Origin of the sequence: Brevundimonas phoenicis (genome assembly GCF_047237745.1) — a bacterium.
Taxonomy (GTDB): Bacteria; Pseudomonadota; Alphaproteobacteria; order Caulobacterales; family Caulobacteraceae; genus Brevundimonas.
On the sequence record NZ_JBDFLN010000001.1, the window covers coordinates 1,516,885 to 1,540,381 of the forward strand.

Consider the following 23,497-nt stretch of genomic DNA (forward strand, 5'->3'; position numbering starts at 1 on the left):
GGGAAGAGGGGCGCGCAAAACAAAGACGCCGCCGGATCGCTCCGGCGGCGTCTGAACCGTCAGGCTGGGCCGAGGATCAGCTGTTCGGCGCGGCGGCCGGAGGCGTGGTCGTCAGCTTGCAGCCGCCGCCGATCTGCGAGGCCGTGGCGCAGGGATAGATCTGTTGCACAACGTTTTCGGCGTTCAGGCGCGCAATGACGCCCTCGGCGCCGCTGCAGGCGGCTTCATAGAAGGCGCCGTTGGCGTTGCGGCCCATGTAGCGGGCTTGCGACACGTCGCACGAGGCGGCGTCCGAACCAGCGAGCAGGGCCTTTACGGTGGCGGCCTGTTCTTGCTGAGTGGTGAAGCGGCAGGTTGAGCCGGCCGAGGCCAGTTCCAGGCAGTCCGCGACTTCCCAGCCGTTGGCGCCCTTGTTGATCTGGGCGCCGTCCACGCCGACGCAGCCGATTTCATAGACGACGGCGCCGCCCGGCTTGGCGCCGATGATGCCGCCCTGATCGACGGTGCAGGTGATGCCGGCTTCCTTGGCGAAGGCGGTGAAGACGGCCATCGCATTGTCATTGGCCGGCAATGAGCACTGGGTGCCGACATCGGCGTTGGGATCGCGCGCTCGCGTTTGTTCGGCTGATGACGCCAATACCAAGCAGTCCATTGCCTGAGGCGGCGTGGAAGCAAGAATGATATAGCCAGGTCCGCTAGCGCAGGCCGCCTCGTAAATCTTTGTCTTGTCAGCCGTTTGGCCAAGCAACTTGGCCTCTGTGATTTGGCATTGCGTGCCCGTGGCTGCAAACAGCGTTTCCGCTTCAGCCTTGATTGTAGCGGGATCTACCGCTGCGGCTTCAGCTTGCGCGCGTGCGCGGGCGTCGGCCTGGGCGCGACGGTTTCCACGGACGCGGCTTGCACTGGTATCGCGCGTGCCCGCCACAGGATTGGGATCGACCGAGCTGCCCGGGGCCGCGCGTCCACCGTGCTCAGGATTGCTGGATTGACCGAGCGAGGACTGTGCAAGCGATGTTTCCGACGCTGCCATGACGAGAACCATCGCGCCCGCGGCGGCGAGAGCTAGGCGAGATTTGAACATTTTGAGACTCCGAGGCTGCCGGAATTTTGAAGCGATAAGCCTTGGGCGGAGAGCTGCGTGCGGTCAAGTCTGCGATCGTCGGCGAAAGTCGGTTGGCATTGCGTACTTTTGGGCATACCCAGTACAGTATTCAAAGGAGACTGACTTGGCGGATGGCGTTCCAGCGGCTGAACCTGACATAAAGCGCGGACTGACCTACCCCTTTGCGGCGGTTCCCGTGACGGGTGAGGCGGTTTCGGTTGCGCCCGGCGTACTGTGGCTGCGTCTGCCGCTGCCGATGGCCCTTGATCATATCAATCTCTACGCCATTGAGGATGACGGGGGCTGGACGGTTATCGACGCCGGGCTGGCGACGAAGGTTTCGCGGACGGGGTGGGGCCAGGCTCTGGCAGGGGCCTTCGGCGGCCGCCCGATCACGCGCGTCGTCTGCACCCATATGCACCCTGATCACATCGGTCTGGCGGGCTGGCTGTGCGAGCGGTTCGACGCGCCGTTGCTGATGTCGCGCACCGAATATGTGACGGCGCGGATGTTGATCGGCGACGAAGCCCTGGGGCCTCCGGCGGGGGCCGAGGCCTTCTATCGCGCGGCGGGCTGGTCGGACGCGCAGATCACGCACTGGCGCGCCGGTTATGGCGGCTTCAGCCGCATGGTTCAGGATTTCCCGCGCGATTATCGTCGGGTGCAGGACGGCGATGTTCTGAGCATCGGCGGAGACGACTGGCGCGTGGTCATCGGCGAGGGACACAGTCCAGAACACGTCTGTCTGTGGCGCGAGAAGGACGGCGTCTTCATTGCGGGCGATCAGATCCTGCCGCGAATTTCCTCCAACATCTCGATCTGGCCGACAGAGCCGCAGGCCGATCCGCTGGGCGACTGGCTGCGCTCGCTGGCGGCGCTGAAGGAGCGGTTGCCGGGCGATCTGCTGGTGCTGCCGTCGCACGGGGAGCCGTTCTACGGCGTGACTTTGCGGCTGGAGGCGTTGATGCGCGGGCATGAGGTGGCGCTGAAACGGCTGGAGAAGACGCTGCGGACGCCGTGCCGCGCCGTGGACGTGTTCGGCGCCCTGTTCGCCCGCCCGGTCGGCGACGCCGTGCTGGGCATGGCGACCGGCGAGGCGCTGGCGCATCTGAACTATCTTGAACGCCAGGGACGGGTCCGCCGCGCGCGGGACGAGGACGGCGTCGACTGGTGGAGCCTTTTGGAGACAGGCCAATGAGCGAACATATCCGGACCCAACTGGACGGCGGCGTCCTGACGGTCGTCTTCGACCGCGCGGACAAGAAGAACGCCATCACCCAGGCCATGTACACGGCCCTGGCCGACGCGACCGAGAAGGCGAAAGCCGACGACGCCGTGCGCGTCATCCTGTTCCGCAGCGAGGGGGATTCCTTCTCGGCGGGCAATGATATCGCCGACTTCATTTCCCTGGGGCAGACGCCGGGCGATCTGGTCGAGATGGGGGTGTTCCGTTTCCTGAAGGCGCTGGCGGATCTGGACAAGCCCGCCGTCGCGGCGGTGCGCGGCCGGGCGGTGGGCATCGGCCTGACGCTGCTGTTGCACTGCGACATGGTGGTGGTGGCCGAGGACGCCCTGCTGTCCGTGCCCTTCGTCAACCTGGCCCTGGCCCCGGAGGCTGCGTCTTCGCTGCTGCTGGGCGCCAATATCGGCCATCAGCGCGCCTTTGAACTGTTCGCCCTGGGTGAGGCGATCGACGGCAGGACGGCGCTGGCCTGGGGCCTGGCCAACCGCGCGGTTCCGGCTGACCAAGTCGAGGCGACGGCGGCCGACCTGGCGGGCAAGCTGGCGGCGCGGGCGCCCAACTCCATCCGCAAGACCAAGGCGTTGATGCGCAACGCGGAGCTGTTGTGGACGGTGATGCAGCGCGAGGCCGAGGCCTTTGGTTCGCAGATGCGCAGCCCTGAGGCGATGGAGGCCTTCATGGCCTTCAGCCAGAAGCGGGCGCCGGACTTCTCCAAGCAGGGCTGATTTCCCGCCATTTCGCCGAAAATCGCGATTGATTCGAGGGGCGCGGGGGACTAGGGGCCGCGCATGAACGCCGCGCCTGCTTCCGCCCCTGAAAACGACCCGCAGATCGCGGGGGCGATCACGCGTGAGACGACGGCTGATGCAACCGCCGTCGACGCCCTGGTCATCGCCGCCTTCGGTCCCGGCCGTTTCGCCAAGACGGCCGAGCGTCTGCGCGAGCGCGCGCCGCTGGCGGCCGGGTTCTGCCTGCATGAAGACGGCCGTCTGATCGGTTCGGTGCGGCTGTGGTCGATCCTGACCGGCGAGGCGCGCTCGGTCTTTCTGGGGCCGATCGCCGTGGACAAGGCCAACCGCAGCACCGGCCTGGGCGGCGAACTGGTGCGCGCCTGTATCGAGGAGGCGAAGGCGCTGGGGCTGGACGGCGTCCTGCTGGTCGGTGATCCGCCTTATTTCTCGCGTTTCGGATTCGTGCCTGCGCCCGACGCCGTGCTGCCGGGGCCGGTGGATCAGCGGCGAGTGATGTGGCTGCCCTTCACCGCAGCGGCGCCGGTCGGAGCGGTTCGACCCGACGCCTGAGCCGGGCGCAGCCTTCCTTTGCGAGGCGACGCATCCCATAGTTCGGATATGACAAACCCACCGACATCCTCGGGTCTGACAGGCGTGGCCGAGGCTGCGCGACAGGCGCCGGGGCGTGGCCTGCCGCCGGTGCATCTGTGGCATCCGGAACATTGCGGCGAGATCGACATCCTGATCCGCGCCGACGGCGTGTGGATGCATGAGGGCTCGCCCATCGGTCGGGCCGAACTGGTGCGGCTGTTCTCGACGGTGCTGAGGAATGACCCGGACGGCTATCATCTGGTCACGCCGATCGAGAAGCTGAAGATCGCGGTCGAAGACCTGCCGTTCCGCGCCGTGGCGGTGCGCGAGGAAGACGACGCCCTGGTCTTCACCACGGATCAGGGCGACGAGGCCGCCGCAGGCCTCGACCACGCCATCGTCGTCGAGACGGACGCGGCGACTGGCGAGCCTGCGCCGCGCGTCCATGTGCGCGGCGATCTGTGGGCGCGGATCGCGCGGTCGGTCTTCTATGAACTGGTCGAGCGGGCGGGGGAGACTGACGGGCGCTTGGCCGTGCGGTCAGGCGGCGTGACGTTTCCGCTGGGGCCGGAAGGGGCGGGCCTGTGACGTGCAACAGCTTGAAGGCGCGCCTTCAGGCGCGGCTGGATCCGGTGTCCGACTGGTCGCCGGAGCGTGTGGCGGTGCGGTCCGACTATGACCTGAACCCCGATTTCAGTCGCCCGAAGGTCAAGCTGAGGCCCGCGGCGGTGCTGATCCCCATCATTGCGCGGGAGGACGGCCCCAGCGTGCTGCTGACGCGCCGGTCCGACAGTCTGGCCAGCCATACGGGGCAGATCGCCTTTGCCGGCGGGCGGCTCGATCCCGGCGAGACGGCGCTGGACGCAGCCCTGCGCGAGGCGTGGGAGGAGATCGCGCTGGACCCTGCCGTGGTCGAGCCTGTGGGGCTGGGCGATCCCTATGAGACGGGCACCGGCTTTCTGGTGACGCCGGTGGTGGGCTGGCTGACGGCGCCGCCGGTCGTCACCGCCTCGCCCGCCGAGGTGGCCGAGGTGTTTGAGGCCCCGTGGGACTTCCTGATGGACCCGGTGAACCATCGCCGTGACTACTACGATCAAGAGAACGGGCCACGCCGCTGGTTCTGGGCCATGCCCTATCGCGAGCGCTACATCTGGGGCGCGACGGCGGGTATTCTGAAGGGGCTGTTCAACCGGCTCTATGGCGAAGAGGCTGCGCCGCATCAGGCCGCCGAGGCCGATGCGACCGAGAGCGTCGAATGAGTCGTGTCCTTGAGGGCCAGGACTGGCTGACCGCGAGCGCTACCCGTGCGGTGATGGCGGCGCTGGCGGCGGCGGGCGGGGCGGATTGCGCCCGCTTCGTCGGCGGCTGCGTGCGCAACGCCGTCCTGGGCGCGCCGATCGACGACGTGGACATCGCCACCGTGCTGACGCCCGAGGCGGTGGTGAAGGCGCTGAAGGCGGCGGGCCTGAAGAGCGTGCCGACCGGCATGGAGCACGGCACGGTGACGGCCATATCGGAGCGCCAGCCGTTCGAGATCACCACCCTGCGCCGGGACGTCTCGACCGACGGGCGCCGCGCCACGGTGGCCTTCACCGACGACTGGGCGGAGGATGCGGCGCGCCGGGATTTCCGCCTGAACGCCCTCTATGCCGATGCGGACGGGCTGATCCTCGACCCGACGGGCGCGGGGTATGAGGACGCCCTGGCCGGGCGGATCGTCTTCGTCGGCGAACCGGAACAGCGCATCCGTGAGGACTATCTGCGCATCCTGCGTTTCTATCGTTTCTTCGCCTGGTATGGGCGCGGCGCGCCGGATGCGGCGGCGGTGGAAGCCTGCGCGGCCTTGGCCGAGGGGGTGGAGCGGCTGTCGGCCGAACGGGTGTCGAAGGAACTTCTAAAGCTGCTGGCCGCGCCCGATCCACGCGCGGCGGTGCGGCTGATGGATCAGGCGGGCGTGCTGGGGCGTGTGGCGCCGCAGCCGGAAAGTCTGACGCTGTTCGAGGCGATGGTCGGGATCAGCGCGGACTCGGTGCTGCGTCTGTCGGCGCTGTTGCCGGATGACGCGGAGGCTGTGCGCGCAGCGGCGTTGAAACTTCGTCTGTCGAACGCCCAGCGGGACCGGCTGGTCGAGGCGGTCGCCGAACGGATCGACCCGGCGATGAGCGAGGCCGAGACGCGCGTCGCCATCTGGCGCGCCGGGCGTCAGGCGGTCGAGGATCGTCTTTATCGCGTATGGGCGGCGGGCGCGGACGCCGGGACGACGCAACGCCTGCTGACGCTTGCGGCGAACTGGTCGCCGCCGAAGCTGCCGGTCGGAGGCAAAGATCTGGCGCGGCTGGGCCTGTCTCCGGGACTGGAGACGGGGCGGCTGCTCAAGGCGTTTGAAGACGGCTGGATCGCCGACGACTTCCCCGACCACGGGCATGAGGCGCGGCTGAAGGCCCTTATGGCTCGGTCCGGCTGAGGCGCACGATCACCGGGCGGTGGTCCGAGCCCGTCTTCTGGCCCAGCCGTCGCTCGACCAGCGCCAGATCGGGCGAGCGCCAGACGTGGTCGATGGTGATGCCGAGGGAGGCGGGCAGGGCCGAGGGCCAGGTGCCCGGCCGGGCGGGGGCGGGGATCAGGCCCGTCTCGGCCTTGATCTGACGGCCGATGCGGCCGCTTGAGATGCTGTTGAAGTCGCCCGCCACGACGACCGAGCCTTCCAGTCCGGCGCGCAGTCCGGCTAGGCGTTGCGCCTGACTGATCTGGCCGTAGGGATGCTGGAAGGGCCAGGGCCGCGTCATGTGGACGGCGATCAGGCTGACCGGCCCCAGCGGCGTCTCGGCCCGGGCGACCAGGGCGGCCAGGCCCTGACCGTCGGCGTCGCGCACACGGCGTAGGGGCAGACGCGAGGCGATCACTGAGCGCGCGGCGCCGCTGGGCCGGTCCTTGCGCGGCGTGGCGACGCGGTGGGGATAGGCGGCCAGGATCGTGTCCAGTTGCGCGGCGGGGGCGTCGCCCAGTTCGATCAGCATGACCACATCGGCGTCGGCCTGTTCGATGGAGCGGGTGATGGCCGCCACATCCTGATTTCGCGCCCACAGGTTTGCGGAATAGATGGTCAGGGTTTCGGGTCCGGCGGGGCGGTCCCGATCCGGCGCCCACTGCGGCCAGACGGCCAGAAGCAGCAGTACCGCCACGCCTGCGCCCAACGCCGCCATGTCCCACAGGCGAAGCAGCAGGAAGAGTCCGCACAGCACGACCGTCGCGATCAGGGCGGGCGCGGTGAACTGGGTCAGCAGGTCGGGCAGGCGGTGGCCGATGCGGCTGAGCGCCGAGACGGCGACGAGGCCGGGCGGCGCCAGCAGAGCCAGGGCGGCCAGCCGCATCAGGGCCTGGGTCAGGGTCATGCAGCGACCTTTGAAGAGAGCGTGTGGGCGCCCCCGGTTAGCGCGTCGGCGCAGCGCCTGTCGAGCGGGGCGTCATGCGTCCAAATGCGCGGGCGGGGCGCGGGTCGATAGCGTGCCTGACGCGGCCAATCCCAGAAAATTCCCGGCTTTGGCGCTGTGTGGAGCGGATCGGCGCGCCGGGGCTCGGCGCCTGACCAGACTGCGGTCTCAACCTTTGGAGACCGCCATGAGCGATGACGCCAGCGCGCGGCTGGGCCTGCCTTATCTGGCGGCCGGACAGCTGCAGAAACACGTGACCCTGAACGAGGCCCTGACCCGTCTGGACGCCCTGATCCAGACGGCGGTGGTCAGCCGCACGGTCAGCGATCAGCCCGCCGATCCCGCCGAGGGGGCGCTCTACATCCTGCCGGAGGGTGCGACGGGCGCGGACTGGGCGACGCATCCGGCAGGCCGTCTGCTGCGCCATGAGCGGGGCGGCTGGCTGCCGGTTCCGGCGTCGGACGGTCTGCTGGTCGTGGTGCTGGACAGCGAGGAGATCCTGGTCCGCCGCGAAGGCGTCTGGACGCCCCTGTCCTTCGGCCTGCCCGAGGAGATCCAGCAGATCACCCGTCTGGGCGTGAACACCACGGCGGATGCGACGAACGTCGTCGCAGTGCGAGCCAACAAGGCGCTGTGGACCGCGCTGGAAAGCGAGAGCGGCGGCGACGGCGATCTGCGCTTCACCTTCAACAAGCAGACGGCGGGCGACGTCCTTTCCCTGCTGTTCCAGAGCGGCTGGGGCGGGCGGGCCGAGCTGGGTCTGGTCGGGGACGACGACCTGCGGCTGAAGGTCAGCCCCGACGGCGGCGCCTGGCGCGAGGTGCTGATGGCCGACCGTCACACGGGCCGGGCCTGGTTCGCCAAAGGCGCGACGCGGCGCGAGACGACGACCCTGACGACGGGCGGCGCCTGGTCTCCGCCTGAATGGGCGCGGTGGGTCGAGGCGGTCTGCATCGGCGGCGGCGGAGGCGGCGGCGCCGGTCTGGCCGGTGCGGCGGGAACCGCACGCCACGGCGGCGGAGGCGGGGGCGCGGGCGGCGTGATGAGCGCCCTTTGGCCTGCCGAGGCCCTCGGCGTCGGGCTGACGGTCGTCGTCGGCGCGGGCGGCGGCGGCGGTCCCGGCTCGGGCGCAGAGGGCGCGTCGGGCGCGGACAGCCGCATCGCCCTGGGCGGCGTGACGCTGCTGACCGGCGAGGGCGGGCGCGGCGGGGCGGGGGGCTCTGCGGCGTCCGGGCTCGGCGGGGCGGGCGGCGGGGGCCTGCCTTCATCAAACGCGGGCGGCGCATCCGCCGCCACGCTTGCGGGCGGCGGCGGACAGTCGGGTGCCCGCCCTGACGGCGCGGGCGGCGGCGGGGCCGGGGGCGGGCTCAGCGCGGCTGACGTCGCCCAGTCCGGCGGAGCGGGCGGTGATGGCGGCATTCTGTCGGTGAAGGCGCTTGGCGGCGCTGCCGGCTCAGGCGTCGGCGCGGCGGGGCAGGGCGCGCCTGTCGGCGACCTGCACTGGGCGGGCGGCGGCGGCTCCGGCGGCGGCGCGCAGGCCTCGGGCGCGGGAAGCGCGGGCGGCGACGGCGGTCTTTATGGCGCAGGCGGCGGCGGCGGCGGGGCCGGCGTCACCGCGGCGGGCGTCGGCGGGGCGGGCGCGGCCGGCGTGGTCCGGCTGACGGCGATTGGGTGATCCGATGACACGACGCCTGCACCGCATCCTTGAGGCCGTGGAGCCTTGGGAAGACGCCGCGTCCGCCCTGTCGGAACTACCGGAACTGCCGGACCAGGAGATCTGGTCCGCGCCTGACCGTCTCAGCGCCGACGACTGTTTCGACCACCTGGGCGCCGACTGGCGAGGGCCGGTCCGTCCACATGATCCAGAGGATGAGCAATGATGTCAGAACATCACGACAAGCCCGCCCCCGCTGAAATGGCCGAAGGCCGCTGGTTGTGGCGCCGCCTCTATGTCTATGGCGCCAGTCTGGCGCTGTGGCTGCTGTTGCGCCTAGCCGTGAACCGGACCGAGGCTGCGGACATGCCGCGCATCGCCGAGGGGCTGATGGGGCTGATCGCCCTGATGCTGCTGCTCTATCTGGTGGCGCCCAGCGCCCAGCAGATCGTCAACATGATGCGCCTGCGCGCGGGCGGTCGGCCATGAGCTTTCGCCTGTCGCAACGCTCGCAGGATCGGCTGAAGGGCGTTCATCCCGATCTGGTCGCCGTGGTCGAGGCGGCGATCCGCATGACGCCGGTCGACTTCATGATCACGGAGGGGCTGCGAACGCCCGCTCGTCAGGCCGAACTGGTTCGCGCGGGGGCCAGCCGGACGCTGAACTCGCGCCACCTGACCGGGCACGCGGTCGATGTCGTCGCCTGGGTCGACGGCGACGTGCGCTGGGACTGGCCGCTCTACCCTCGCATCGCCGAAGCGTTCAAGGCGGCGGCGAAGGGCCGGGATGTGGCTCTGATCTGGGGCGGCGACTGGCCGCGCCTGCGCGACGGACCGCATTTCGAACTGGATCGGAGGGCCTATCCATGAGCGCGCGATTTCTGCGCGTGCTGACGCCTCTGGGGCGGTTGGTCGTGGCGATGTTGGCGCTGGGCCTGATGCTGCTGATCGGCAAGGGGGCGGGGCTGAACTGGGATCCGCTCGGCCTGCAGGCCCGGCGTCATGTCGAGACGGAGCGCCGCGCCGACCGGGCCGAACAGGACGCGGCCGCCCGCACGATCGAAGCGGAAGGGCGGGGGCGTCAGGTCGATCGCCTCCGCGATTTTCACGAACAGAGCCGGGCTGTCGATAGCGCGACGATCATGGCCGAACAGAAGGCGAGGAGCGCCGATGACGCCGACACACCCCTGGATGACGCTGTCGCTCGGCGTCTTGATGATCATGACCGCGAGCTGTGCCGTCTCTCGCCCCGTCTCGGCGGTTGCGCCGCCTCGGCTGATGCTGCCGCCGGAAGCCGAGGCGCGGTGCGGCCTGGCGCGGTTGCCGCCCCAGGCGACGGCGGCTGATCTGGAGGCCGCCTATGTCCGGCGCGGCGCTCAGATCGCGGCCTGCGACGCGGCGCGACAGCTGGCGGTGGACACGCTGAGGGACGAACGCGCCCTTATCGACGTCTGGATGGAGTGCGTAGGGCGGCAAAAAATGCCTGCCAACTCGGTAAAAAATGCCGCCCATCGGTGCTGAGGGGAAGGAAGTGCCGAGTGTCCCGCAGGTCGAGATGGTTTGTTTTCAATGAGATACATGAGGCGGGGCGTCGGTGCGGCCTGGCCCGCGGCTTGCTGCGTAGGCGTCCGAGCAGAATGCTCCCGGCAGCCAAAATGGCGTCGGACATCGTCTGAAGACAAAGGACAGCCAAAATGGCTAACAGCATCAACACCAATGCTGGCGCTCTCATCGCCCTGCAAAACCTGAACGCGACGAATCGTGACCTGAACGTCGCGCAAAACCGCGTGAACACGGGTCTGAAGGTCTCCACGGCCAAGGACAACGGCGCCATCTTCGCCATCGCCACCGCACAGCGCGCCGAAATGGGCGCTCTGGACTCGGTGAAGCAGTCGATTCAGCGCGGTCAGTCGATCGTCGACGTGGCCCTGGCCGCCGGCGAGACCATCACCAAGGCCCTGGAAGAACAGAAGAGCCTGGCGGTCGCCATCGCTTCGTCGACCGGCGCGGCTCAAACGGCTTACTTGGCTGACTACAACGCCCTGGGTGGTGAAATCACCAAGGCCCTGGCCGGCGCGACCTTCGACGGCGTGAACCTGTTCTCCAACACCACGCAGCAGTCGGTTCTGACCAGCACCTCGGGCGCGACCCAGAACATCGGCACGGGCGCGGCGATCACGGTCGCCACCACGGCTACCCTGTCGGCTCCGGCGGACGCCACGGCCGCTCAGGCTGCGATCACGGCCGTCGACACCGCCATCAGCGGCTTCACCGCCGAACTCGGCAAGCTGGGCACCCAGTCGAAGTCGATGGAGCGTCAACTGACCTTCGTCAGCAAGATGCAGGACTCGCTTGAAGTCGGCATCGGCAACCTGGTCGACGCCGACCTGGCCAAGGAAAGCGCCCGCCTGACGGCTCTGCAGACCAAGCAGCAACTGGGCGTGCAGGCGCTGTCGATCGCGAACCAGTCCAGCTCGATCCTGCTGGGCCTGTTCCGCTAACACTGAAGGCGGCGGTTGAGGCCGCCGCCTGACCACCTCTCGCTACCGAGCAGAATGCTCACCGACGCCAAAACGGCGTCGGCCATCGTCTGAAGACAAAGGACAGCCAAAATGGCTAACAGCATCAACACCAATGCGGGCGCTCTCATCGCCCTGCAAAACCTGAACGCGACGAACCGCGACCTCAACGTCACGCAGAACCGCGTCAACACCGGCCTGAAGGTCTCCACGGCCAAGGACAACGGCGCCATCTTCGCCATCGCCACGTCGCAGCGCGCCGAAATGGGCGCTCTGGACTCGGTGAAGCAGTCGATCCAGCGCGGTCAGTCGATCGTCGATGTGGCCCTGGCCGCCGGCGAAATCGTCACCAAGGCTCTGGAAGAACAGAAGGGCCTGGCGGTCGCCATCGCTTCGTCGACCGGCGCAGCTCAAACGGCCTACCTGGCTGACTTCAACGCCCTGGGCAATGAAATCACCAAGGCCCTGGGCGGCGCGAGCTTCGACGGCGTGAACCTGTTCAAGGCCAACGCTGCGGCTGTCGACGTCCGCACCGGCACCGGCGCGGCCGACACCTTTACTGTGAAGGCGATCGCCGCGACGGATACCGCCGTCGCCACCGCCGGCGGCGCGGCGACCGTGGCTACCGCCACGACCGCTGCGGTCGAGGGCGCCATCACGGCCTTCACCGCCGTGCTGGGCGACCTGGGCACCAAGTCCAAGTCCATGGATCGTCAGCTGACCTTCGTCAGCAAGATGCAGGACTCGCTGGAAGTCGGCATCGGCAACCTGGTCGACGCCGACCTGGCCAAGGAAAGCGCCCGCCTGACGGCTCTGCAGACCAAGCAGCAGCTGGGCGTGCAGGCGCTGTCGATCGCGAACCAGTCCAGCTCGATCCTGCTGGGCCTGTTCCGCTAATCCGACGCGGTTAAGGAAGGGGCGGGCCGCTGGTTCGCCCCTTTCTCGCATCGTTGAGACGGGAGGCGCGGCAGGGCCGCGCAGAGGGATATGGCTGACAATGTCGCAGGCGTTTCCAGCGTAACCTATCTGGATCGCGAGCCGCAGGGTGTCGTGGTCGAGCCGAAACCCGCTGTTCAGGCGTCTCAGGACGCAGCCGATGACGCGGGCCGTTACCGACTGACGATCGAGCGCGAGTCGACGGGCTATGTCTACAAGACCCTGGATCGCGTGACCGGGGAGGTGATCCGCCAGTTCCCGCGCGAGGAAGTGCTGAAACTGCGCCAAAGCCCGGCCTACGACGTCGGGAAGATCATCAAGACCGAGGCCTGACCAGCCGCGCGTCCGAACCATGAAACGCCCCTCGGCATGGCCGGGCGGCGTTAACAGGCGTTGCGATGGCGTTAACCATACGCTCAGGAATCAGCGTCACTAATGCTCGCCAGAATCGGACTGAGGCGAGAACAGCCATGAGCAACAGCGTAATCACCAATGCGTCGGCGCTTGTCGCGCTTCAGAACCTGAACGCCACCAACTCCAAGCTGGCGGCGACCCAGAGCCGGGTGAACACGGGCCTGAAGGTGCAGGGCGCGCGCGACAACGCCGCCACCTGGGCCGTCGCCCAGAACCAGCGCGCCGACATGAATGCGCTGGAATCGGTCAAGACCAGCCTGAACCGCGCCACCTCCATCGCCGATGTCGCCCTGGCCGCTGGTCAGCAGATCTCCGACATTCTGGTGGAACTGCGCCAGAAGGCCACGGCGGCGGCTGATCCGTCGGCTTCTGATGCGACCCGCAAGGCCTACAACGACGAGTTCCAGTCGCTGCTGAAGTCGTTGCAGTCGTTCGCGGACAACGCCGCCTTCGACGGCGAGAATATTCTGAACGGCAAGGTTCCGGGCGTGACGCCGACACCGAACCCGCTGACGCCTTTGAATTTCCTGGCCAATGCGGATGCGTCCGAGACGATCACCATGAACCGTCAGGACATGACGCTGGAGGGGCTTGGCCTGAATAACGTTTTCGGCGGCACACCCGGCAACGCCGGTCCGGATGGGATTCCGGGCAATGCGGATGACGTGGCGGCGGTGCCCGGAACGGCTGCGCCCAGCCTGCTGACGGAAGCGAATGCGACAGAGGTGCTGGCCGCCGTCGAGACCGCGCTGGCGACGGCCAACTCCAGGCTGGCTGAACTGGGCGCACAGTCCAAGCAGATCGAGAAGCACACTCAGTTCGTCACCAAGCTGATGGACTCGCTGGAGGTCGGCGTCGGCAATCTGGTCGATGCGGACATGGCCCGTGAAAGCGCGCGCTTGCAGGCTCTGCAGGTTCAGCAGCAACTGGGCGCTCAGGCGCTGTCGATCGCCAACCAGGCGCCGCAGATCATCCTGTCTCTGTTCAAGGGCTGATCGCGGCCTTAGCCCAGCCGCCGGTGCGCGCCGTGTCCTAGCGACAGGGGAGGCGGCCGACGGCGGGTCGGTCGGGGGATCAGGCCATAGAGGCTCATCAGCCTCATCAATATCCAGCGCACGCGTGACATGGGTGGTCTCACCTCGGCTGTGGCGAGGCGAAAACGACGCCGTCGGGCGCCGGTTCCTGGCGACGGTTAAACAGTTCGTTACCGCAGTGGGCGATGCTGACGGGCGGAGGTTTGCGTGGCGGCGATCAACAACAGCTATCTGCTCGGTCTTTTCGGCACGGGGACGGGTCTCGGCGGCCTGCCTTCGGCTGCGCCTGCGCCAAAGCCCAAGACGCAGCCGACCGCGCCCTGGACCCTGACTCCCAAGGAAAAGCCGAGCCAATCGGACCTGCTGCGTTCGGCGCTGAGCGGGCGCAAACTCGTCAACGAAGAGAATGCGGTCCTTGACGTCAAAGGGGCCTCGTCCGGCGATTATCGCAAGATCTTCGCCATGTATCAGGGGCTGACCATGCTGGAAGCCCTGACGACGCGGGCGGGCGAGCGGGGCGTGGGCAGGTTAGAGGCGGACCAGTTGTCGCGCCGTTTCGCCTCGGGCGTCGCCGAGATGACTGACTTCCTGGCCTCGGCCCAGTTCGACGGCGTGCGTATCGTACAGGGCGTTTCGGCCTCGCAGAGCCAGTCCACGGCGGCCGTCGCACGCGACAACTCCAAATATCTGACCGGCCCGATCCATGACGGCGCCCTGACCGATCCGGTCGCGGCCTTTCAGGGCGACGTGCGTTTCGGCGTCACGGTGAAGACCCTGACGGGAACCCAGACGGTCAACATCGACCTGGCCGAGATGGGGACGACGCCGCGCACCATGGATGCGGTGCTGGAGCACATCAACGGCAAGCTGGAGGCGGCGGGCGTGCAGACCCGAATCCACCGCCAGATGATCGAGGCCGAGCCGCGAACCGTGAAGGCGGGCGACAAGACCATCACCCTGCCGGCCGGGCCGACGCGCTGGGGGCTGACGGTCAGCGGAACCTCGGCGGAGACGATCAGCTTCGTTCCCGCAGAGGCGCGCGATTCGATCCAGGTGGTGCAGGGCGTCGGGACCAAGGGCGGTCACGAAGTGCTGAAGTTCGACCCGGACGGCAATCCGGTCGCCGGCGCGGGCGGCGAGAGTTTCTGGGTCGAGGGCCGCAGCGGCGTCTCCACCCTGCCGGACGGCGTAGAGACCGTGCGCGCCAGCGCCGCGGGGCCCGACGGCTCCATGTGGATCGTGGCTGACGTCAACGCCGGCTCCTCGACGCGGCCGATCAAGGGCCAGGCCGACGTCGTTCTGATGAAGCTGGATTCGGCGGGCAATGTGGTGGTCAGCCGGGCTCTGGGCGCGGCCTCGAAGGCCAGCGGCTACGCCATCGCCGTGGATGCGGACGGACGGGTGGCGGTGGCCGGCTCAGTGGTCGGCGCCTTGGTTCCTGGCGAGGCCGGAGCCTCGGCCACGACGGCGGACAGCTTCGTCACCGTCTTCGACGCCGAGGGCCGCGAGCAGTGGACCCAGAGGCGCGGCGCCAGGGCCGAGGATGAGGCGACGGCGGTCTCCTTCGGCGCGGACGGCCGGGTCTATGTGGCGGGGCGCGCCAAGTCGGCCATGCCGGGAACCTCGGCCGTCGGCGGCTGGGACGGCTACGTCCAGGCCTTCAGCGAAAGCCAGATCCACAGCCTGGCGCCGATCAAGGCGACGGCGACCGGCGCGGCCCAGTTCGGCACGGCGGGGGACGACAACGTCCAGGCCATGACCATCGACGGCGACAATCTCTATACGGCGGGCGTCGAGAACGGCGCCTTCGTGCTGCGTCACTTCCGCGTCGGCCCGACGGGCGCGCCTGAACTCTTGAGCGTGCGCGACCTGGGCGCGTCCTCGGGCGGCGAGATCGCCGGTCTGGCGGTGGCGGACGGGCGGCTGATCGTGTCGGGCGCGACGGGCAACGGCGCGCTGAACGCGGGTCAGGCCGTCAACGCGCATGCGGGAGGGCAGGACGCCTTCGTCGCCACCCTGTCCACGGACCTGGCCGCCTCGGGCGCGGATCGGCTGACCTATTACGGCGGCGAGGGCGACGACACGGCCGCCGACGTCAAGGTGCATGACGGCAAGGTCTGGCTGACAGGTGTTTCGGACCGCCCTCTCGGCGCCAAGAAGGATGATCCCACGCGCGGTTATCTGGCGCGACTGGACGCTCAGACCGGCCAGGTGGAATGGAGCCAGACCTGGACGGCGGCCGAGGGACAGGCCAAGCCGCTGGCCCTGACGGTTTCCTCCGGCGGCGCCAGCGTTCTGGATCGTCTGGGTCTGCCGCAAGGCGAGATCGATCAGAGCGATTCCAAGGCTCTGGTGGACGCCACCGCCGTGCGCGCCGGCGATCGCTTCTATGTGCAGAACCCCGCGACCGGGCGACAGACGGCTGTGACCATCGAGGCCAAGGACACGCTGCAGTCCCTGGCGCGCAAGATCGAACTGGCCTCGGGCCGCCATCTCAAGGTCACCATCAAGACGGATCGGGACTATCTGACGGGCATGGACGGCGACACGCGCGTGACCAGCGGCGGCGTTCAGCGTCTGTCGATCACCAGCGCTGACGGGCGGGCCGGGGCCGTGCTGATCCCTGGTGAAGGGGGACGCGACGCTCTGGCGGGGCTGGGCTTGACGCCCGGTTTCATCGGCAAGTCGGCGGACGACAAGAAGAAGACCTTCGGCGTCGACCTGTCGCCGCTGCTCAATCTGTCCAGCGCCGAGGCCATCGCCAAGTCAAAGGATCAGGTGCAACTGGCGATCAAGGCCATGCGCGACGCCTATCGCGCCCTGTCGCCCGAAGCGTCCAAGCCGCCGGTCACGGGACAGGCGCCGGCCTATCTGCAAGCTCAGCTGGCCAACTACCAGGCCGCCCTGGCGCGACTCACAGGCTAAGCCGGGATGAAAGGCGCTTTCGGTTGACGGCCGTAGGGCGGACGGGGTTAGTGGGGCCTTCTTTAGCGTTGAGAGCTGCATGGCCCTTTCCAAAGACAATCGTACGGTCCTGATCGTCGGCGCCGGCCTGGCCGTCGTCGGCGCGGTGGCGGCCGCCCTGGTCTTCAGCGGCGGGCGCGACGGACCTGTCGAGGCGCCGCCGGCGTCCAAGGGGGGGCTGACCATCGACGTCGCCGAGGCCCCGACCCTGGAGCCGACGCGAGAGCTGCGTTGCTTCGTCAACGGACAGTTCGTCGGCCTGGCCACCCTGGCCGATTGCGCCCAGAAGAACGGCGTGGCCACCAGCGCCCTGGACGTCGGCCTGGACGCCTCCGGTTCCCTTGTCGCCGCTCCAACCGCGTCCTTTGCTCCGCCGCCTGAACTGCCTGCGGCCCCGATGGTCGAGCTCGCTCCCGCCGGTCAGCCTGGAACGGTTGAAGACACGCGCCCTGCGCCGGCGTTGTCAGGCTCGGCCTGTCTGCGCCACACCGGCTCGGAATGGCGTCAGATTTCGGGCAACATGAGCCTGGCCGCCTGCGTGCAGGCCCTCTATTCCGGTACCTGCGTTTCACCGGGCGAGGCGCGCTATGGCCGTTGGGGCGACTCCACCCTGCGCTTGGTGCCGCGTCGCGTCGAGCAGTCGACGGACAACAACCGCTTCCGCACGCTGGCCCAGCAGGATCGCCAATGTCAGTTCCCGGAGTTGTGAGCATGTCGCGGTTTTCGATCGCGGCCATGGCCGTCGTGCTCGGCGGCGCGGGTCTCTCCGCTTGCGCCCAGAAGGTCGAGGCGCCGGCCGACAAGGGCGTCTGCTACCATGTGGGCGACACCGACGACGGCGGCGCGCTTTTCAATGTAGTCGCTCGCGATCAGCCGCAGATTGAGTTCTGCGCGGCGAGGCTTGAGGAGATGCGTCTGCGCTTCCTGCGTATGGGCGGGAGCAAGACTGAATTGGTGGGCGCCTACCAGGGACAGTTCATCTTTATCGATCGCGCGGGCGTCAAGTTCGGCAAGAGCCTGGACGGCCCTCGCTTCTTCGCTCTGGCGCGCACTGGCGACGGCCGGCTGGCTATTCCGGGCGCTATTCAACGCCAGATGGACGGTCGCCCCATCGCCGTCGCACCGAACTAATTTCGCCGTCCTTCGCGGCGTGAACAAAACTGGAACATTTCGTCGATCTCCGCTAGGGATCGACGCAACGATATATAAAGGACATCGGTCATGGCGGGCAGCGTCAACAAGGTCATTCTGGTCGGCAACCTGGGTCGCGACCCGGAAATCCGCTCGCTGAACAACGGCGATCGCGTCGCCAACCTGCGTATCGCCACCTCGGAAACCTGGCGCGACAAGGCCACGGGCGAGCGCAAGGAAAAGACCGAGTGGCACTCGGTCGTCATCTTCAACGACAACATCGTCAAGGTGGCCGAAAACTATCTGAAGAAGGGCTCGACCGTTTACGTCGAAGGCGCGCTGCAGACCCGCAAATGGACCGATCAGCAGGGCGTCGAGAAGTACTCGACCGAGATCGTCATCCAGCGCTTCAACGGCCAGCTGACCATGCTGGGCGGCCGCAGCGACAGCCAGGGCGGCGGCGGTGATCGCGGCGGATACGGCGGCGGTCGCGACGACGACTATTCCTCGGGCTTCTCGACCGGCGGCGCCAACAAGCCCTCGGGTCCGAAGGAAAGCTACGACCTGAACGACGACATTCCGTTCTAAGGTTCGTTCAGCGGAACATGAAGGCCGCGCCTCTGCTGGGGGCGCGGCCTTTTTCAATGAAGGATCAGCGCGCGAAACGGCCCTTCTCGGCGGCTTCGGTCAGGGCCTGGCGAACGGCGGCGGTCAGTTCGTCCATGGTCTGCACCTGATGTACGCCATAGGCGCGGGCGGTGATGTCGACGTTGCCCTTGCGCCAGAAGCCCTCGGGGGCCAGCACGATCAGCTTTCCGCCGCGCGCGTGCAGGCCCATTTCCAGCAGGCTGATCGGGCTTTGCGTGCCGGGCGCGAAATACATGACGATGACGTCGGCGCTTTCCAGGGCGGCCAGCTCCCACTCGACCTGACGACGGAACTCCGGCTCGTCCGCCTCGGGCCGCCAGGCGGGGTTCCAGTCGGGACGGCGGGGGTTCAGGACCGTGACGTCCATGTCGGACAGGGCGCGCGTCAGCGCCGCCTGCCACTCGGGCGCGCCGCCCATGTCGATGCTGCCGCCCAGGAAGACGCGCGGACGGGAGTCGTCGATCGGCAGGGGCTGGGGCGAGACCACGACTGTCGGCTCCCCGGTTGCGGGCGCTGCGGCGATGCAGGCGGACACGACGGCGAGGGCGGACAGCAGGGCAGGGGTCTTCATGGCGGCCTCTATAGCCGACAGGGCGGGCGGTTGTGCAGGGTAACCTGCGGTCATGCTTCGTGAGAGGCCAATCGTCGCGCCCTGTGGCAAGCATGGGGGCGTGTCCAGTTCCTCCTCCTCCCCGCACGCGCTGACGCCGCTCGAGATCGCAGCCATCGTGGCCGTTCTGGTCATCTGGGGCGTCAACAACGCCGCCGCCAAGGTCGCCACCGAGGTGCTGCCGCCGCTGATGACGGGGGCGCTGCGCTTCGCCATCGCCGCCGCCTGCCTGGTCTGGTTCGTGCGGCCGCCGTTTCCGAACTGGAAGAGTCTGCTGATCATCGCCGTGGTGGGCGGGCCGATCCACTATGGCCTGATCTATCTGGCCTTCTGGCTGGCCAATGACGTCAGCCCGGTGACGGTGGCGACCCAGCTGTGGATTCCGCTGACGTCCCTGTTCGCCTTCCTGCTGCTGGGCGAGCGGATTTCGCGGATGGCGACGGCCGGCCTGGTGATCGCCTTCATGGGCGTGGCCTGGATGACGCTGGACCCTCATGCCTTGCAGGACTGGAAGGCCATTCTGGCGGGGGCGCTGGGCGCCTCGGCCTGGGCGCTGACGACGGTGATCGCGCGGCGCACGACCTCGATCCCGCCGCTGAAGATGCAGGGCCTGTTGGCGCTGATGGCGTTTCCGGCCCTGACCCTCGGCTCGGCCCTGTTCGAGACAGGGCAGTGGGAGGCGGCCAAGGCGGCGACGCCGCTGGTGTGGGGCACGCTGGTCTGGGCGGGGGTGATCTCGTCCGTGTTCGCGACCAGTCTGATGTTCTGGCTGGTGCAGCGGCGCGAGGCCGGGCGGGTGACGCCCTATCTGTTGGGCTCGCCCCTGGTGTCGATCATGATCGGCGGCCTGTTCATGGGCGACGTGCTGACGCCGCAGATCCTGACGGGCGTGGCGATCGCCTTGGCGGGCGTGGTGACGGTGGCCCTGGGGGAGCGCGGCTTGCGCGCCGGCGCTCCCGCCAAGGTTTAAGCGGTTTACTGCGCCTTGATGACCGCGCAGGCCACGCGGTCGCCCGCGCCGCCGATCGGCTGGCTGGAATGGTCGTCGGCGTTGGCGTGGATCACCAGGGCCGAGCCGTCGGCGTCCAGCAGCCACTGGCCGGGGCCGTTCTGCGACAGGCGGGCGTGGCTGGTGAAGACCTCGGCGTTCACGGCGCCGGCGGCGTCGGCGAAGACGTTGGGCAGGTCGCCGTCATCGGGGCCTTCAGCGTTCAGCAGGCCGTGGGGCTTTTTGGGATCGCCGTGATTGATGTGGGCGCCGGCCGAGGTGAAGGGCGCCTCGCACTGGCCCGTGGCGTGGATATGGATGCCGTGCCAGCCGGGCGTCAGGCCCGTGGCCTCGACCTTGATCAGCAGGCCGGTCGAGCCCTGCGTCAGGGTGGCCTTGCCGATGTCGGCGCCCTGGCCGTTGATGATGGCGACCTGCGAGGTCTGGCCCGGCGTGGCGCGCATCATGGCCATGTGCGAGGCGTGCTGATCCGGCGTATGGCCTGCATGGCCCGCGTGCTGCTGCGCCGAGGCGGCGCCGGCGGCGAGAGCGATCGCCAGAACGCTGGGAGCGATGAAAGCGGCTGGGGTCAAACGCATGAATTTCCTGTCCTTTTATGCGTGGGGATTTCAGCGGCGTTTCTTTGCCACCACGGCCCCCTGATGATAGAAACCTGAATAGCGGATCACGTTCCGATTCCGGCCATCTAAAGCCTGATTTCCTTGACCGACGACAGCTACCAAAACGCCGCCCCTTCGGCGCCGGGCGATATTTCGACCATCACCATCGAGGATGAGCTGAAACGCTCCTACCTCGACTACGCCATGAGCGTGATCGTCAGCCGCGCCCTGCCTGACGCGCGTGACGGTCTGAAGCCTGTTCACCGCCGCATCCTGTATTCGATGCACGACCTGAACATGACGCCCGAGCGGTCGTATTCGAAGTGCGCCCGCGTGGTCGGCGACGTGCTGGGCCGGTTCCACCCGCACGGCGACGCCTCGGTCTACATGGCCCTGGTCCGTATGGCCCAGGACTTCTCCATGGGGCTGATGCTGGTCGACGGCCAGGGCAACTTCGGCTCGGTCGACGGCGATATGCCGGCCTCCATGCGTTACACCGAGGCCAAGATGGCCCCGGCCGCCGTGGCCCTGCTGACCGATATTGAAAAAGACACGGTCGATTTCCAGCCGAACTACGACGAGAAGGAACTGGAGCCTGTCGTACTGCCGGCGCGGATTCCGAACCTGCTGGTCAACGGCGCGGGCGGCATCGCCGTCGGCATGGCGACCAACATCCCGCCGCACAACCTGCGCGAAGTGATCGACGCCGCGGTCGCCCTGCTGGACGACCCGGACGTGTCGGACGACGCCCTGCTGGACATCGTGCCGGGACCGGACTTCCCCACGGGCGGCGAGATCATGGGCCGCACGGCCCCGCGCAACGCCCTGCGTGACGGCCGCGGCTCGGTCATCGTGCGCGGCAAGGCGTCGATCGAAGAGATCCGGAAGGATCGCGACGCCATCATCATCACCGAACTGCCGTTCCAGGTGAACAAGCAGACCCTGATCGAGCGCATCGCCGAAATGGTGCGCGAGAAGCGTCTGGAAGGCATCGCCGACGTTCGCGACGAGTCCGACCGTCTGGGCATGCGCATCGTGATCGAGCTGAAGCGCGACGCCTCGGGCGATGTGATCCTGAACCAGCTGTATCGCTATACGGCGCTGCAATCCTCGTTCGGCGTCAACATGCTGGCGCTGAACCACGGCCGTCCCGAGCAGATGGGCCTGCGCAAGCTGCTGGAGCTCTTCCTCGACTTCCGCGAGGAAGTGGTGGTCCGCCGGGTCAAGTTCGAACTGGCCAAGGCCCGTGATCGCGGCCACGTCCTGGTCGGTCTGGCCGTCGCCGTCGCCAACATCGACGAGGTCATCCACATCATCCGCAGCTCGGCCGATCCGGCCGAGGCGCGCGAGCGGCTGCAGGCCAAGGCCTGGCCGGTCGGGGACATGATGGCCCTGGTCGAGCTGATCGCCGACCCACGCACCGTCCTGGTCGAGGGCGACAAGATCCGCCTGACCGACGAGCAGGCCCGCGCCATCCTGGCCCTGACGCTGTCGCGTCTGACAGGCCTGGGCCGCGACGACATCTTCGGCGAGGCGCGCGCCCTGGCCGACACCATCCAGGGCCACCTGACCATCCTGTCGGATCGCAAGAACGTCCTGGCCATCATCCGCGAAGACCTGCTGCTGGTGAAGGATCAGTTCGGCGTTGATCGCCGCACCCTCATCGGCGAAGGCGACGCCGAGATGGAGGACGAAGACCTGATCCCGCGCGAGGACATGGTCGTGACCGTGACCCACTCGGGCTACGTCAAGCGCGTGGCGCTGAACGCCTATCGGACCCAGCATCGCGGCGGCAAGGGCCGCAGCGGCATGGCGATGAAGGACGAGGACGTCGTCACCAGCGTCTTCAGCGCCTCGACCCACACGCCGGTCCTGTTCTTCGCCACCAACGGCAAGGCCTATAAGCTGAAGACCTGGCGCCTGCCGCTGGGCAATCCGCAGTCGCGCGGCAAGGCCTTCGTCAACCTGCTGCCGATCGAGCCGGGCGACAGCATCATGAACGTGCTGCCCCTGCCGGAAGACGAAACGACCTGGGGCGACTACGACATCATGTTCGCCACCCAGTCGGGCGACGTGCGCCGCAACAAGCTCAGCGACTTCGCCACGGTGAACCGCGCGGGCAAGATCGCCATGAAGCTGGAAGACGGCGACGGCATGGTCGGCGTCGGCCTGTGCACGGCTGAGGACGACGTGCTGCTGACGACCGCTCTGGGCCGGGCCATCCGCTTCAAGGCCGACGACGTGCGCGTGTTCAAGGGCCGCGACTCCACCGGCGTGCGGGGTATCCGCCTGCAGGACGGCGACACGGTCATCTCCATGGCCATCCTGGGCCGCGTGGATGCGACCCCCGAAGAGCGCGCCGCCTATGTCAAACACGCCAACGCCATGCGTAAGGCGCTGGCTGGGGCCGATGCGGAAGAGGATGTCGTCACGGTCGAGGCGGACGATGAAGAGGCCGGCGACGCCGCCCTGTCCGTCGAGCGCATCGCGGAACTGGGCGCGGCCGAGCAGTTCATCCTGACGGTCACGGAAACCGGTTTCGGCAAGCGGTCCTCGGCCTATGAGTACCGCCGCACGGGTCGTGGCGGGCAGGGGCTGACGGCGCACGGCCTGGGCGGTCGCGCGGGCACGCGCCTGGCCGCCGCCTTCCCGGTCGAGGAGTCGGACGATCTGATGCTGGTCACGGACGGCGGCCAGATGATCCGCACCCCGGTCAGCCAGGTCCGCATCGTCGGTCGCTCCAGCCAGGGCGTGACCATCTTCCGCACCGGCAAGGACGAGAAGGTCGTCTCGGTCGAGCGTCTGGCCGATACGGGCGGCGACGATGAAGACGGCGACGTCGGCGAGGCGTCGACCGACGAGGGCGGCGAGGCCTGATCCTG

General features: G+C 68.2%; 25 protein-coding genes. 21 read left to right on the top strand and 4 right to left on the bottom strand.

What is annotated here, in order from left to right; genetic code table 11:
- Positions 1–76: 76 nt before the first annotated feature.
- Positions 77–1,081 (bottom strand): hypothetical protein, encoded by a 1,005-nt coding sequence (locus ABC419_RS07505; protein WP_412877860.1) that lies wholly within the window; start codon positions 1,079–1,081, stop codon positions 77–79.
- Between the two features lie 145 nt (positions 1,082–1,226).
- On the opposite strand from ABC419_RS07505, the gene ABC419_RS07510 reads away from it, so the two are divergent.
- The 6 genes from ABC419_RS07510 to ABC419_RS07535 all read left to right on the top strand — a co-directional run bounded on the left by ABC419_RS07510 (position 1,227) and on the right by ABC419_RS07535 (position 6,131).
- Positions 1,227–2,300: an MBL fold metallo-hydrolase gene (locus ABC419_RS07510; protein WP_412877859.1), complete on the top strand. Its 1,074-nt coding sequence runs from the start codon at positions 1,227–1,229 to the stop codon at positions 2,298–2,300.
- Entirely contained in the window at positions 2,297–3,070 is a 774-nt protein-coding gene (locus ABC419_RS07515; protein WP_412877858.1) for an enoyl-CoA hydratase, read from the top strand. The genes ABC419_RS07510 and ABC419_RS07515 overlap by 4 nt, the downstream gene beginning before the upstream one ends.
- A 63-nt stretch (positions 3,071–3,133) precedes the next feature.
- On the top strand, positions 3,134–3,646 hold the full coding sequence (locus ABC419_RS07520; RefSeq protein ID WP_412877857.1) for a GNAT family N-acetyltransferase: 513 nt from the start codon (positions 3,134–3,136) through the stop codon (positions 3,644–3,646).
- Positions 3,647–3,694: 48 nt separating this feature from the next.
- A complete protein-coding gene (locus tag ABC419_RS07525) occupies positions 3,695–4,255 on the top strand; it encodes a DUF1285 domain-containing protein (RefSeq protein ID WP_412877856.1) in 561 nt (186 codons plus the stop codon).
- Complete coding sequence (locus ABC419_RS07530) at positions 4,252–4,926, top strand: CoA pyrophosphatase (RefSeq protein ID WP_412877855.1); 675 nt, start codon at positions 4,252–4,254, stop codon at positions 4,924–4,926. Before ABC419_RS07525 ends, ABC419_RS07530 begins: the two co-directional genes overlap by 4 nt.
- Positions 4,923–6,131 carry a CCA tRNA nucleotidyltransferase gene (locus ABC419_RS07535; RefSeq protein WP_412877854.1) on the top strand — a complete coding sequence of 403 codons (1,209 nt, stop codon included), beginning with the start codon at positions 4,923–4,925 and terminating at the stop codon, positions 6,129–6,131. Before ABC419_RS07530 ends, ABC419_RS07535 begins: the two co-directional genes overlap by 4 nt.
- Here ABC419_RS07535 and ABC419_RS07540 read toward each other — a convergent pair.
- On the bottom strand, positions 6,112–7,059 hold the full coding sequence (locus ABC419_RS07540; RefSeq protein ID WP_412877853.1) for an endonuclease/exonuclease/phosphatase family protein: 948 nt from the start codon (positions 7,057–7,059) through the stop codon (positions 6,112–6,114). The two genes, ABC419_RS07535 and ABC419_RS07540, sit on opposite strands and share 20 nt — an antisense overlap.
- Positions 7,060–7,285: 226 nt before the next feature.
- On the opposite strand from ABC419_RS07540, the gene ABC419_RS07545 reads away from it, so the two are divergent.
- The 13 genes from ABC419_RS07545 to ssb all read left to right on the top strand — a co-directional run bounded on the left by ABC419_RS07545 (position 7,286) and on the right by ssb (position 18,337).
- Entirely contained in the window at positions 7,286–8,773 is a 1,488-nt protein-coding gene (locus tag ABC419_RS07545) for a DUF2793 domain-containing protein (RefSeq protein WP_412877852.1), read from the top strand.
- A 4-nt stretch (positions 8,774–8,777) separates the two neighbouring features.
- Entirely contained in the window at positions 8,778–8,978 is a 201-nt protein-coding gene (locus ABC419_RS07550) for a hypothetical protein (protein ID WP_368923962.1), read from the top strand.
- Complete coding sequence (locus tag ABC419_RS07555) at positions 8,975–9,241, top strand: hypothetical protein (RefSeq protein ID WP_412877851.1); 267 nt, start codon at positions 8,975–8,977, stop codon at positions 9,239–9,241. The genes ABC419_RS07550 and ABC419_RS07555 overlap by 4 nt, the downstream gene beginning before the upstream one ends.
- Positions 9,238–9,621 (top strand): M15 family metallopeptidase, encoded by a 384-nt coding sequence (locus ABC419_RS07560; protein WP_412877850.1) that lies wholly within the window; start codon positions 9,238–9,240, stop codon positions 9,619–9,621. Before ABC419_RS07555 ends, ABC419_RS07560 begins: the two co-directional genes overlap by 4 nt.
- Positions 9,618–10,097: a hypothetical protein gene (locus ABC419_RS07565; protein ID WP_412877849.1), complete on the top strand. Its 480-nt coding sequence runs from the start codon at positions 9,618–9,620 to the stop codon at positions 10,095–10,097. The genes ABC419_RS07560 and ABC419_RS07565 overlap by 4 nt, the downstream gene beginning before the upstream one ends.
- A 348-nt stretch (positions 10,098–10,445) precedes the next feature.
- Entirely contained in the window at positions 10,446–11,252 is an 807-nt protein-coding gene (locus ABC419_RS07570; RefSeq protein WP_125899723.1) for a flagellin, read from the top strand.
- A 111-nt stretch (positions 11,253–11,363) separates the two neighbouring features.
- A complete protein-coding gene (locus ABC419_RS07575) occupies positions 11,364–12,167 on the top strand; it encodes a flagellin (protein ID WP_200216580.1) in 804 nt (267 codons plus the stop codon).
- Between the two features lie 90 nt (positions 12,168–12,257).
- Positions 12,258–12,539 carry a flagellar protein FlaG gene (locus ABC419_RS07580; RefSeq protein ID WP_125899724.1) on the top strand — a complete coding sequence of 94 codons (282 nt, stop codon included), beginning with the start codon at positions 12,258–12,260 and terminating at the stop codon, positions 12,537–12,539.
- Positions 12,540–12,676: 137 nt separating this feature from the next.
- Positions 12,677–13,615, top strand: coding sequence for a flagellin N-terminal helical domain-containing protein (locus ABC419_RS07585; protein ID WP_125899725.1), 939 nt, complete (start codon positions 12,677–12,679; stop codon positions 13,613–13,615).
- A 246-nt stretch (positions 13,616–13,861) separates the two neighbouring features.
- The gene (locus ABC419_RS07590) at positions 13,862–16,579 is read left to right on the top strand and encodes an NHL repeat-containing protein (RefSeq protein WP_412877848.1); all 2,718 of its coding nucleotides are present in this window, start codon (positions 13,862–13,864) and stop codon (positions 16,577–16,579) included.
- 79 nt (positions 16,580–16,658) lie between these two features.
- The gene (locus tag ABC419_RS07595; protein WP_200168794.1) at positions 16,659–17,327 is read left to right on the top strand and encodes a hypothetical protein; all 669 of its coding nucleotides are present in this window, start codon (positions 16,659–16,661) and stop codon (positions 17,325–17,327) included.
- A 26-nt stretch (positions 17,328–17,353) separates the two neighbouring features.
- Entirely contained in the window at positions 17,354–17,749 is a 396-nt protein-coding gene (locus ABC419_RS07600) for a hypothetical protein (RefSeq protein WP_412877847.1), read from the top strand.
- Between the two features lie 90 nt (positions 17,750–17,839).
- On the top strand, positions 17,840–18,337 hold the full coding sequence (gene ssb / locus ABC419_RS07605; RefSeq protein WP_125899729.1) for a single-stranded DNA-binding protein: 498 nt from the start codon (positions 17,840–17,842) through the stop codon (positions 18,335–18,337).
- A 64-nt stretch (positions 18,338–18,401) separates the two neighbouring features.
- On the opposite strand, the gene ABC419_RS07610 is transcribed toward ssb, so the two are convergent.
- Positions 18,402–18,968 (bottom strand): nucleoside 2-deoxyribosyltransferase domain-containing protein, encoded by a 567-nt coding sequence (locus ABC419_RS07610; RefSeq protein WP_412877846.1) that lies wholly within the window; start codon positions 18,966–18,968, stop codon positions 18,402–18,404.
- Between the two features lie 52 nt (positions 18,969–19,020).
- On the opposite strand from ABC419_RS07610, the gene ABC419_RS07615 reads away from it, so the two are divergent.
- The gene (locus tag ABC419_RS07615; protein ID WP_125899731.1) at positions 19,021–19,977 is read left to right on the top strand and encodes a DMT family transporter; all 957 of its coding nucleotides are present in this window, start codon (positions 19,021–19,023) and stop codon (positions 19,975–19,977) included.
- Positions 19,978–19,982: 5 nt separating this feature from the next.
- On the opposite strand, the gene ABC419_RS07620 is transcribed toward ABC419_RS07615, so the two are convergent.
- Positions 19,983–20,468: a superoxide dismutase family protein gene (locus ABC419_RS07620; protein ID WP_244911901.1), complete on the bottom strand. Its 486-nt coding sequence runs from the start codon at positions 20,466–20,468 to the stop codon at positions 19,983–19,985.
- Positions 20,469–20,717: 249 nt separating this feature from the next.
- Between ABC419_RS07620 and gyrA the strand changes: the two genes are divergently transcribed.
- Positions 20,718–23,492 carry a DNA gyrase subunit A gene (gene gyrA, locus ABC419_RS07625; RefSeq protein WP_412877845.1) on the top strand — a complete coding sequence of 925 codons (2,775 nt, stop codon included), beginning with the start codon at positions 20,718–20,720 and terminating at the stop codon, positions 23,490–23,492.
- Positions 23,493–23,497 lie beyond the last annotated feature (5 nt).